At 69.1% G+C, this 11,091-nt stretch carries 10 protein-coding genes and 1 pseudogene; 6 read left to right on the forward strand and 5 right to left on the reverse strand.

Annotated features, from left to right (window positions below; translation table 11 throughout):
* Positions 1-133 precede the first annotated feature (133 nt).
* On the reverse strand, positions 134-1,891 hold the full coding sequence (locus GJ634_RS11465) for a glutamate--tRNA ligase (protein ID WP_157502905.1): 1,758 nt from the start codon (positions 1,889-1,891) through the stop codon (positions 134-136).
* Positions 1,892-2,043: 152 nt separating this feature from the next.
* On the opposite strand from GJ634_RS11465, the gene GJ634_RS11470 reads away from it, so the two are divergent.
* The 3 genes from GJ634_RS11470 (at position 2,044) to GJ634_RS11480 (ending at position 5,263) form a co-directional block, all read left to right on the forward strand.
* The gene (locus tag GJ634_RS11470) at positions 2,044-3,009 is read left to right on the forward strand and encodes a hypothetical protein (protein WP_157502906.1); all 966 of its coding nucleotides are present in this window, start codon (positions 2,044-2,046) and stop codon (positions 3,007-3,009) included.
* Positions 3,010-3,163: 154 nt separating this feature from the next.
* Positions 3,164-4,051 carry an NAD(P)/FAD-dependent oxidoreductase gene (locus GJ634_RS11475; RefSeq protein ID WP_331714133.1) on the forward strand — a complete coding sequence of 296 codons (888 nt, stop codon included), beginning with the start codon at positions 3,164-3,166 and terminating at the stop codon, positions 4,049-4,051.
* Between the two features lie 48 nt (positions 4,052-4,099).
* Positions 4,100-5,263, forward strand: coding sequence for an ABC transporter substrate-binding protein (locus tag GJ634_RS11480; RefSeq protein WP_157502907.1), 1,164 nt, complete (start codon positions 4,100-4,102; stop codon positions 5,261-5,263).
* Positions 5,264-5,513: 250 nt separating this feature from the next.
* On the opposite strand, the gene idsA3 is transcribed toward GJ634_RS11480, so the two are convergent.
* Positions 5,514-6,560, reverse strand: a complete 1,047-nt coding sequence (idsA3, locus tag GJ634_RS11485) for a geranylfarnesyl diphosphate synthase (RefSeq protein WP_157502908.1) — start codon at positions 6,558-6,560, stop codon at positions 5,514-5,516.
* Positions 6,561-7,906 (reverse strand): annotated as a pseudogene (locus GJ634_RS11490) (RNase J family beta-CASP ribonuclease).
* 226 nt (positions 7,907-8,132) lie between these two features.
* Between GJ634_RS11490 and GJ634_RS11495 the strand changes: the two are divergent.
* Positions 8,133-8,321: an HVO_2922 family protein gene (locus tag GJ634_RS11495; protein WP_157502909.1), complete on the forward strand. Its 189-nt coding sequence runs from the start codon at positions 8,133-8,135 to the stop codon at positions 8,319-8,321.
* Position 8,322: 1 nt separating this feature from the next.
* Here GJ634_RS11495 and GJ634_RS11500 read toward each other — a convergent pair whose 3' ends face one another.
* On the reverse strand, positions 8,323-9,060 hold the full coding sequence (locus GJ634_RS11500) for an isopentenyl phosphate kinase (RefSeq protein WP_157502910.1): 738 nt from the start codon (positions 9,058-9,060) through the stop codon (positions 8,323-8,325).
* Positions 9,057-10,043, reverse strand: a complete 987-nt coding sequence (mvk, locus tag GJ634_RS11505; protein ID WP_157502911.1) for a mevalonate kinase — start codon at positions 10,041-10,043, stop codon at positions 9,057-9,059. The genes GJ634_RS11500 and mvk overlap by 4 nt, the downstream gene beginning before the upstream one ends.
* A gap of 109 nt (positions 10,044-10,152) precedes the next feature.
* On the opposite strand from mvk, the gene GJ634_RS11510 reads away from it, so the two are divergent.
* Positions 10,153-10,650, forward strand: coding sequence for a hypothetical protein (locus tag GJ634_RS11510; RefSeq protein WP_157502912.1), 498 nt, complete (start codon positions 10,153-10,155; stop codon positions 10,648-10,650).
* A gap of 53 nt (positions 10,651-10,703) precedes the next feature.
* A partial coding sequence (locus GJ634_RS11515; RefSeq protein ID WP_197425499.1) for a VOC family protein occupies positions 10,704-11,091 on the forward strand: 388 nt, incomplete at its 3' end.

Raw genomic sequence — 11,091 nt, forward strand, 5'->3', positions numbered from 1 at the left:
TCCGCGCGAGCGAGGACCTCCGCGGGAGCGCGCGGCGCGCGGGCTACGCGACCGTCGGCGTGCTCGCGTCCGCAGGAATGCAGGTGGTGCTCACGGCGACGGTGCTCGCGGTCGTCGCGTGGCTCCAGTTCGCCTAGGGGTGGGCGTAGTACGCGACCGACTCCTCGGCGTCGTGGCGGTCGCAGCGCGCGAACCCGACGCGCACGAACTGCACGACCTCGTCGGGGTCGACGTCGGCGAACCCGGGCTCGGCGTACCCCGAGACGTCGCCGTCCATCGTCCGCAGGCGGAGTTCGACGCTGTCGTCGGCGGGCACCCAGTGGACGACGTCGACGCCCTCCTCGCGGACCACGTCGATGTCCGCGTCGAGGAACTCGAAGCGCTCGCCGTCGTACCGCACCGGACCGTACCCCTTCAGCCAGACGCGCTCGCCGACCGCGGGCAGGTCGTCCTCCTCGACGAGGACGCCGTCTCCGACGGGAATCGACCGCTCGCCGCGCTCCTCGTGTTCGGGGTGGACCGGCGGGTGCGCGCTGTCCGGGCCGCCCTCGACTGGGACCTCGACCGCTGCGTACTCTTCCTCGGCGCCGGAGCCGCGCGGGTCGAAGCCGTCGCGGACGAAGAACTGCCGGGGCGCCTCGTCGTCGACGAGTTCGCGGTTGTTCGCGTAGATGGCGGACATCGAGAGGTCGACGTTGCTCGTCGACGTGCCGAGTTCGACCATCGCGTCCACGATGGCCTCGCCGCGGATGCCGCGGCGCTGGACGCTCGGGAGCGTGGGCGCGCGCGGGTCGTCCCAGCCGTCGAGTTCGCCCGCGTCGATGAGCTCGCGGATGGTCGACGTGGACATCGAGACGTCGTAGGCGTCGACCTGCACGTGGCCCCAGTGGATGACCTCGGGGTACTCCCAGTCGAAGTAGTCGTAGACGAACTGCTGGCGCTTCGCGGAGTCCTGCAGGTCGATGCCGCGGATGATGTGCGTGACCCCGGTGAGGTGGTCGTCGACGCCGGACTGGAAGTCCAGCATCGGCCAGCAGCGGTACTCGCTGGCTTCCTCCCGCGGGTGCGGGGTGTCGATGATGCGGAACGCCACCCAGTCGCGGAGCGCGGGGTTCTTGTGCTCGATGTCGGTCTTCACGCGGAGGACCATCTCGCCGGCGTCGTACTCGCCGTCGACCATCGCCTCGAACTCCTCGCGGACGGTCTCGACGTCCTTCTCGCGGTGCGGGCACGCCTCCCCGCTGTTCTTCAGCTCGGAGAACTCGCCGGCGGGACAGCTGCACGTGTACGCGCCGCCCATCTCGACGAGGTCGCGGGCGTGCTCGTAGTACGTCTCCAGCCGGTCGCTCGCGCGGTACACCTCGGCGGGCTCGAACCCGAGGTACTCGATCTCCTCGAGGATCTCGTCGTACGCCCACAGCAGCGGGCGCTTGGTCTCGGGGTCGGTGTCGTCGAAGCGCACGACGAACTCGCCGTCGTACTCCTCGGCGTACGTCCCGATGACCGCGGGCATGCGGGCGTGGCCGATGTGCCACGGGCCGTTCGGGTTCGGCGCACACCGCATCCGGATATCGTCGTAGTCGTCGGCGTTCGGGAGGTCCGGCAGCGCCTGGTCGTCGCCCTCGTCGTCGGCGTCGAGTTCCTCGACGCGCTCGGGCGCCAGCTCCTCGAGGCGCTCGCGCTGCTCGGCGGCGTCCATCGCGTTCACGTCCTCGATGACGGGCGCGACGACGCCGGGAATCTCGTCGCCGTGCTCGCGGAACTCGGGGTTCTCGCCCATCAGCGGCCCCATGATGGCCCCGACCTGCGCGTCGCTGCCGTGCTTGAGCGCGTTGAACAGCGCCGCCGTCTCGGCCTCGCGGCGCGCGCGCTCGCGGAGTTCGTCGTCCATTACCTGTCCGTTCGCCCGAGGCCGGCAAATCCGTTGGGATTCGCGCCGACTACGCGCCGCGCTCGGGGTCCTCCTTGCGTTCCGGCAGCGCGAATTACCGTATCCCGATGTAGGGTACAACCTTTATACTAGTCCTGTCAGTTGGGATGTGTATGCCGAGGAATAATCCCAGTAAGAGGGAATTATCATACGGACGGCAGTCCCTCCGAAAGGCAACGAAGTTTGTTGAGGGAGACTACACAGGGATTAACCCGCGGCAGTTCTACCGGTCCCTCAAACGCAGCCTAGAGGAAATCCAGCAGGACGGCGACTTCAAGTACGAAACTGTCGGCAACCAAGACACCGACCTCCAAATCGAGAGTGAGGACGTCGGTGAGAAAACCGGCCGCGTCAAAGGCCGTCTCGCCGCATCCTCGGAACCACACCCTGTCGGCGAGGGGGAACTCGAATACAAACCGTACGGTCCCCACGGCGCAGTCGCACTTGTTGTCGGCGCTATTTTTGCGTTCTTCGGGTTGAGCGGCGAACTCCTCCCGATTCTACTCGGATTGGCACTTCTCATAGGTGGCGGCTACCTCTACTTCAAGGAGGAAACCGCATCCTTCGCTGTCGAACGTGAAGACGTGATTCGTGTGCTGATGACTGGCGAAGTGAGCGAGCGCACTATTGAGGATAACGACGAGACGCGGACGGACATTTTCGCGAATATGAGCGTCATATATGCAGGAGATTCCCTCCTTCAGGTACCGGTGTCGCGATTTAATGAAATGCCGTGGACGCTTCGCCGTGCGCTGACGATACAGGTAAAGAAGTGGTACAATCAGCTCGTTGACGAGCCCGACCGTGTGAACATCGAGGACGGGTTCGTCTCGAACCTGAGCGCGTGGGCGAACCGGAGTGCAGAAAGCGACCGTGCGACCGTGCAGGCACTGCAGGGAACGCTAAATGACACCTTCGAACTGCGCGTTCAGTATACTGACCTCCTAGAGAAGCAGTTGCCCCGAGGCACTCGGAACGAACTCGGGGAGCATCAGGAGCGGCTGCTGGATGAACTCGAAGAACTCTCCGAAGAGATGGACGTCTACGTCGAGCGCGAAGGGCTCGAACGCGTCGACTAACCCTTCGCGGGCGTTTCTGAGTTGACGTTTAGTTGTTGCGTGGTCCCGATGCGTTTATGTTCGATTAGGCTCGCCTAAAACACGTGCAACCGAGCGACCGACCCGGGCGACACGGCGCGTCCGGACGACGAGCCAGTACCGGCGGGGGCGACCCGTGAGCACCGCGGACAGCGAGCCAGCGGAGTGGGACGTCGCCGTCGTCGGCGGCGGGCCGGCGGGCTGCTCGGCGGGCGTGTTCACCGCCCGCGAGGGCCTCGACACGGTGATCTTCGACCGCGGGCGCTCGTCGCTCCGGCGCTGTGCGCACCTCGAGAACTACCTCGGCTTCCCCGGCGGCATCGACGTCGAGACGTTCTACGCGCTCGCCCACGACCACGCCGAGGAAGCCGGCTGCGACGTCGTCGAAGACCTCGTCGAGTCCGTCGAACGCGCCGGCGACGGGTTCGTCCTCGAACGCCAGTCCGGCGAGCGCGTGCGGGCGACCCGCGTCGTCGCCGCGACCCGGTACGACGCCGACTACCTCCGGCCGCTGGACGACGCCGGCGAGATGTACGAGACCCACGAGCACGGCGGCGAGGAGCACGAGCACTTCGACCGGACGTACGCCGACGGCGACGGCCGCACGCCCGTCGACGGCCTGTACGTCGCGTCGCCGGTCGAGGAGTGGTCGACGCAGGCGCTCGCCGTCGCGGGCTTCGGCGCGCTCGTCGGGGGCCACGTGGTCGGCGACGCGCGCCGCGACCGGGGCTACCCCGAGGGGCTCGCCGAGCGCGTCGACTGGCTCCGCCGGGAGGCCGCCCTCGACGAGGAGTGGGCGGACCCCGACCGCTGGCGCGAGTACTTCGACGAGCACGTCCCCGAGGACCACGACCTGAGCGACGAGCAGTTGGCCGCGCTCCGGGACGCGGAGGCGTCGGACCGGCTCGACAGGTACGTCGACGAGGAGACAGTCGAACGCCGGCGCCGGGAGGCCCACGACAGAATTCTCGAGCACCTCGACGACGAACGCATCCGCGCGTACCTCGACCGGACCGGGGACTGACGCGGGCGAGACGCAACTGTTATGTATTTTTAGGCTAGCCTAAAATATATGCCGGACGCTTCGACGACGACCGAGATTCCGACGCGCAGGGAGTACATCGAGACCGGCGGCGCCGTCCTCGGCGGCGGCCTGCTCGCCGGCTGTCTCGGCGGCGACGACGGCGCCGAACCGACGAGCACGGACACCGGAACCGACGCCGGGACCACCGCCGCCGACGACTCGTACTCGGTGACCATGGAGCCGGTCGGCACCGTCGAGTTCGACGACGTCCCCGAGACGTGGTCCCCGTACACCGCCGACTACGCCGACATGGGCGTCGCGCTCGGCCACGGCGACGGCCTCGCGGCCATCGGCCTCGCCGCCAGATACGCCACCCACCTCTACGACGAACTCCCGGGCGTCTCCGTCGACGCGGACGACCTCGTGGAGCTCTGGAGCGACGGCACCAACACGGAAGTCTACTACCAGGTGGACGCCGACCTCCACGTCGTCGACCCCAACTTCATGGTGAACCGGCTCGGCTGGAGCCGCGACGACGTCGAGGAGATCGCGACCAACGTCGGGCCGTTCCTCGGGAACACGGGCTTCACGCGGGTCTACGACTGGCACGACTACCGCTACTACTCGATGTACGAGGCCTTCGAGAAGCTCGCGGCGGTCTTCGACGAGCGGGCTCGCTACGAGGCGTTCGCCGCCTACCACGACGAGGTGCTCGCCGACGTCCAGTCCCGGCTCCCCGACGAACGCCCGGACGTCGCCGTCCTCTACCCCGCGGACGTGCCGCCGGACTCCTTCTACCCGTACCTCGTCGGCGACGGCACGAGCTTCAAGCACTTCCGCGACCTCGGCGTCGGCGACGCGCTCGCGGAGGCCGGCGTGCAGGACGCACAGGCCGGCGGCGGCACCGTCGACTACGAGACGCTCCTCGACGCCGACCCCGACGCCATCGCCATCCGGATGCAGGGCGAGATCACCGACCAGTACGTCCAGGACGAGATCGTCTCCTACATGGCCGACGACGAGGCCGGCAGCCGGCTGTCCGCCGTCCAGAACGACCGCGTCTTCTACGGCGGCGTCACCTACCAGGGACCCATCATCCACCTCTTCCAGCTCGAGCGCGCGGCCCGCGGGCTCTACCCCGAGGAGTTCGGCGCTGACGAACAGCTGTTCGACCGCCAGCGCGTCGCCGACATCGTCGCCGGCGAGCACTGAACGCGAGCGCGCCCCGAGATTTCTAGCGAAACCCACGTCGAAACCGCCTCGTATGCCCGCGGCTTCGGGTGTAGCATCCGCGCGGCGAGGCCGCGCGTTTCACTGCGCGAACGAAGTGAGCGCGGGGAGTTTTAGCGTCCTGACGAGCGAAGCGAGTCAGGGCTCGGGAGAGCTGTGCTCTCCCGGCGTAGATTTTTGCGACGAGTGTTGTGCGAGCGCAGCGAGCACACCCGAGGAGTAAAAAGGTACGTTAGTAGCCGCGTTCGACGAGGTAGTCGGCGACCTGTTCGAGGCGGCGGTGGGCCTCGTTGTCGGGCAGCACGTCGAGGTGGGCTTTCGCCTCCGCGACGAGCTCGTCCGCGACCTCGCGGGCGTACTCGATGCTGCCGACCTCCCGGAGCCGTTCGACGGCGTCCTCGATGTCCTCGTCGGTGACGTTCTCCGGGTCGTCGGCGTCCAGCAGGCCGTCGACGTCGACGCCGTGTTCGCTGGCGTGCAGCGTCACGACCGTCTTCTTGCCCTCGACGAGGTCGGAGCCGCGCTGCTTGCCGAGCTGCTCGGACGGGACCGTGAGGTCGAGGACGTCGTCGTGAATCTGGAACGCCTGCCCGGCCTTCACGCCGTAGTTGTACAGCGCCTCGGCGGTGTCGTCGTCGGCGCCCAGCAGGACCGCGGGAATCGACGCCGCCGCGGCGTACAGCACCGCGGTCTTCAGCTCGACCATCTCCATGTACTCGTCGGGGAGGACGTCGGTCCGCGTCTCGAAGTCGACGTCGAGGGCCTGCCCCTCGCAGATGTGGGTGCAGGTCTCCGCGAGCGTCTGCATCGCCGCCATGCCGCGCTCGGGCGGCGCGCCCGTCCGCAGCATGATCTCGAACGCCTTCGAGTAGAGCGTGTCGCCCGCGAGAATCGCGGTCTCCGTGTCGTACTCGCGGTGGACCGCCGGCACGCCGCGCCGGAGGTCGTCGTCGTCCATGATGTCGTCGTGGATGAGCGTGAACGACTGGATGACCTCGATGGAGACCGCCGACGCCATCACGTCGACCTCGCCGCCCGTCAGGTCGGGGAACTCCCGGTAGTCCGTGCTCCCGGGTTCGACGTCCGCCAGCGCCTCCGCCGTCAACAGCAGCACGGCGGGGCGGAGGCGCTTGCCGCCGGCCTCGAGGATGTAGCGGGCGGCCTCGTAGAGGCGCTCGGGCCGCTGCTCGGGGAGGTCCTCGTCGATGGCGGCGTTGACCTTCTCGCGGCGCTTGCGGACCGCCCCGAGCACCGCTTGTTCGCGGGCGTTCTTGGACATCTACTCGACGAGCTGGATGGTGTTGCCGTTCGAGGTCACGTGGAGGTCGCGACCGACCTTGTACCCCTGACTCTCCGCGAGGCTGACGTACGGTGCGAAGCCCTTCATGTCCTGGTGGGCGGGGATGATGTGCTGGGGCTGGAGCGCCTGCATCATCTCGTAGTGGCCCTCCTCGCGGAGGTGGCCGGAGACGTGGATGTCGTCGTAGATGCGGGCGCCTGCATGCGGAGGAGCTGCTCGCTCTGGTAGCGCTGGCCCTCGTTGGTCGGCTCCGGGATGACGCGCGCCGAGAAGATGACCTTGTCACCGTTCTCGATGTCGTAGGGGGTCTCGCCGCGACCCATGCGGGTGAGCATCGCGCGGGGCTCGCCCTGGTGGCCCGTGACGATCGGCAGGAAGTTCTCCTTGCCCTCGTTCATCACGCGCTTGAACGCGCGGTCGACGCTCTTGCGGTGGCCGAACATCCCGAGGTCGTCCGGGAAGTTCACGCGGCCCATGCGCTCGGCGGTGCCCGAGTACTGCTCCATCGAGCGGCCGAGCAGGATGGGCTCGCGGCCGATGTCCCTCGCGAACTCCACGAGCGAGGACACCCGGGAGACGTGGCTGGAGAACGTCGTGGCGACGATGCCGCCGTCGTAGTCCTCCATGCTCTGCATCGCGTCCTTGAGGTGGCGTCGCGCCACGCTCTCGGAGGGCGTGCGCCCCTTCCGGCCGGCGTTCGTACAGTCCTCGATGTAACAGAGGACGCCCTCGCCCTCGCGGCCGATCTCGCGGAACCGGTCCATGTCGATGGGGTCCTCGAGGACGGGGTCGTGGTCGATGCGCTTGTCCAGCCCGTAGACGACCGAGCCTTCCGGCGTGTGGAGGACGGGGTTGATGGCGTCGATGATGGAGTGCGTGACGTGGACGAACTCGAGCTCGCAGCGCTCGCCGATCTGCATCGTCTCGCCGGCCTCCATCTCCACGAGGTCGTTGTCGACGCCGAACTTCTGCTCGCCCTCGATCTGCCCTTTCACGAGCTCCAGCGTGAACGGGCTGGCGACGATGGGGGCGTCGTAGCGGTGGGCGAGCTTCGACAGCGCGCCGATGTGGTCGAGGTGGCCGTGCGTCGGCACGATGGCCTGCACGTCCCCCTCGAGGTCGGACATCACGCGGTCGTCCGGGATGGCGCCCATGTCGATGAGGTCGAGGCTGTGCATCTTCTCCGTCTCGACGTTGTCGTGAATCAGGACCTGCGAGAGGTTGAGGCCCATGTCGAAGATGACAATGTCGTCACCGGCTCGGACGGCAGTCATCTGCCGACCGACTTCTTCGTATCCGCCGATTGTTGCGATTTCGATTTCCATGGTTTTGAAGCACTGAAACCCCACGGAGGGGGATTCGTGTCTGAAACAGCCGCGCACTGGCGGCGGCCGGCCGCGGCGTCTTACAGCCGTCGGTGGCCGCCGCGTCAACGCGCGCGACGCTGCTCTTGGCAGGCCTACGTCCCGCGGTGTTAAAAACAGCGGGGATTGCCGCGGCACCGCCGAGCCAGCCGCAACCGCCTTGTGGGTGGGTTACGTGGCCGGGAACATGGCAGACGCCACGTTCGAAATCTACGAAGACGACGCCGGCCAGTACCGCTGGCGGCTCGTGCACAGCAACGGCAACATCATCGCGGACTCCGGCGAGGGGTACGCGTCCAAGCAGAAGGCCCGACAGGGGCTGGAGAGCGTGAAGGAGAACGCGCCCGACGCGGACGTCGAGACGCTCGACGAGTAACTCAGCCCTCGATGCGCGTGCCGGCGTCCTCGCCCGCGAGGAACGCCGGGAGCGCGTCCGGGCCGAACACGAACGCCGGCGCGCCGAGCGCCAGCAGCGCGCGGACTTTCGCCGCCATCCCGCCGGTGACGTCCGTCGCGTCGCTGCCGCCGAGCGCCGCCGCGACGTCCTCGTAGTCGGTAATCTCGGGTACCACGTCGCCGCTCTCGTCGAGGACGCCCGGGACGGTCGAACAGAGGCCGACGCGGCCGGCGCCCAGTTCTTCGGCGACGTGCGTGACGAGCTCGTCGCCGCTGACGATTGTCGCGCCCTTCCCGACCTGCGTGAGGACGTCGCCGTGCAGCACCGGCACGAACCCCTCGTCCAGCATCGCCGCGAGCTGCCCGGTCGGGAGCCGGAGGTCGCCGTCCGCGGTCCGGTAGCCCGCCGAGAACGGGTGGACGGGGACGGCCGGGACCCCGGCGGCCGCGAGCGCGCCGACGACCGCCGCGTTCAGCTCCTCCATCGCCGCCGCCACGTCGCGAGCCGCGGCGGCGTCCCTCGACCCCTCGCTGCGGGAGATGCCGTGCTCGGCGGCGTGCGGGTGGCCGAAGCTCCCGCCGCCGTGCACTACCACGAGGTCCGAGACCGCGGCGTCCCCGAGCGCGCCCGCGAGGTCCGCGAGCCGGTCCTCTGCGACCGTCTCGGGCTGGTCCTTCTCGGTGACGACGCTGCCGCCGAGTTTGACGACGACGGTCATTCGACGCGCACGCCCTCCGTCGCGAGCGCCGCGCGGAACGACTGCTCGCAGGCCGGCGACAGCGACAGCGCGGTCTCCACGCCGTCGCCCTCGTCGAGCGCGACGATACAGCCGCCGCCGCCCGCGCCCGTGAGCTTCGCGCCGAGCGCGCCGCCGTCCCGTGCGGTCCACACGAGGTCGTCCAGCGAGCGCGAGGAGACCCCGAGCGCCGCGAGCAGGCCGTGGTTGAAGTCCATCAGCCGGCCGAGCGTCTCGAGGTCGTCGTCGGCCAGCGCGCGCTCGCCCTCCCGGACGAGGTCGCCGACGGCTTCCACGGTGTCCGCCGCGAAGTCGTACTCGTCGCGGAGGCCGCGCACGCCCGCCACGAGCTCGCCGGTGTCGTGGCTCGCGCCGTCGTAGCCGACGACGAACGGCAGGTCCGGCGCGTCGATGACCCGGCAGTCGTCGCCCTCCACGCGGACCGCGCCGCCCATCGCCGAGCAGAACGTGTCCGCCCGGGAGGCCTGCCCGTCCTGTACCTCGTGTTCGACGCGGTACGCGCGCTCGGAGACGTCCTCGGGCGCGAGGTCGACGCCGAGTTCCCGCGTCGCGGCGTCGATGCCCGCGACGACGACCGCGGCGCTCGAGCCGAGGCCCGCGCCGAGCGGAATCTCGCTCTCGATCTCCACGTCGAAGCCCGCCTCCGGCCGGTCGGCGGCGTCCCGCGCCTGCCCGAGCGCTTCCTCGACGTACCCCATCGCCGCCTCGATGAGCGGCGTCGGCACGTCCACGTCGGGCTGTGCGTCGCTCCCGGAGCCGTACTCCACGGTGAACCCGTCCAGCGAGAGGTCGTCCGCGGACACCCGCACGCGGTCGTCGTCGCGGGCCGTCACGGTCACCCGCGCTCGCCGCTCGATGGCACAGGGCACCGCCGGCTCGCCGTAGACGACGGCGTGCTCGCCGAAGAGGTAGACCTTCCCCGGCGCGCTCGTTGTCGTGGTCATACCTCCCGGTGTGCGCCACGCCGTTACAGAAGTTCCGGAACGCCCCCGGGGCGTGAATTGGGTGAGAGTTCGGCAAACGGCTATCCCGCCGTGCCACAGAGTAACACACATGTACCGGAGACTACTGCTCACGGCGCTCGGGACCGGCGCTGCGGCGGCGGTCGCCGGCTGTACGGGCGGCGACGCCGGTGACGAGACCAATCAGGGCGAAGAGACCCGGGAGGCCGACGCCACGTACACCGTCGCGGTCGGTTCCACGGACGACTATGGGCCGGTGCTCGTGGACGCCGACGGGAGCAGCCTCTACGTCTTCGACGAGGACACCGCCGGCGAGTCGTCGTGCTACGAGGGCTGCGCGGGTACGTGGCCGCCGCTGACCGTCGACGAGGACCTCTCTGCCGGGCCGGACGTCACCGCGGAACTCGGGACGACCGACCGCGACGACGGCAGCGCGCAAGTGACCGCCGACGAGCGGCCGCTGTACTACTACGACGGCGACGACGGCCCCGGCGACACTGCCGGCCAGGGCGTCGGCGACGTCTGGTGGCTGGTCGCGCCGGACGGCTCGAAAATCCGAGAGTCGACGACCGAGGGGAGCCTCTACTGACGGCTCCAGCGCCCCGCCGCAGGCTTTTGCGTGCGCGCCGTCAACGCCCCGGTATGCGCCCCGTCATCGACCACGTGCCCTTCGCCGCCAGCGACCTCGACGCCCTCGTCGACCGATTCGAAGCCGCCGGCTTCGACCCCACGTACGGCGGCGAACACCCCGACGCCGGCACGGAGATGGCGGCGCTCGTGCTGCCGGACGGCTCCTACCTCGAACTCGTCGCGCCCACCCGCGAGGACCACGACCGCTGGCAGGCGCACTTCGACGCTGCCGACCCCGTCGCCGGCCCCTGCGACTGGTGCGTCGAGACCGGGAGCGTCCACGCCGAGTGCCAGCGCGTCATCGACCACGACGTCACCGTCCACGGCCCCGTCCGCGGCCGCCGCGAGCGCCCGGACGGCACGGTCGTCGAGTGGGATCACGCCGTCCTCGGCGGCGAGG

The organism is Halobacterium sp. CBA1126, from assembly GCF_009741975.1.
Classification (GTDB): Archaea; Halobacteriota; Halobacteria; order Halobacteriales; family Halobacteriaceae; genus Halobacterium.

Coding starts and splice junctions, on each gene's coding strand:
- GJ634_RS11465 (WP_157502905.1), bottom strand. CDS start 1,891: ATGGACGACGAACTCCGCGAGCGCGCGCGCCGCGAGGCCGAGACGGCG.
- GJ634_RS11470 (WP_157502906.1), top strand. CDS start 2,044: ATGCCGAGGAATAATCCCAGTAAGAGGGAATTATCATACGGACGGCAG.
- GJ634_RS11480 (WP_157502907.1), top strand. CDS start 4,100: ATGCCGGACGCTTCGACGACGACCGAGATTCCGACGCGCAGGGAGTAC.
- idsA3 (WP_157502908.1), bottom strand. CDS start 6,560: ATGTCCAAGAACGCCCGCGAACAAGCGGTGCTCGGGGCGGTCCGCAAG.
- GJ634_RS11495 (WP_157502909.1), top strand. CDS start 8,133: ATGGCAGACGCCACGTTCGAAATCTACGAAGACGACGCCGGCCAGTAC.
- GJ634_RS11500 (WP_157502910.1), bottom strand. CDS start 9,060: ATGACCGTCGTCGTCAAACTCGGCGGCAGCGTCGTCACCGAGAAGGAC.
- mvk (WP_157502911.1), bottom strand. CDS start 10,043: ATGACCACGACAACGAGCGCGCCGGGGAAGGTCTACCTCTTCGGCGAG.
- GJ634_RS11510 (WP_157502912.1), top strand. CDS start 10,153: ATGTACCGGAGACTACTGCTCACGGCGCTCGGGACCGGCGCTGCGGCG.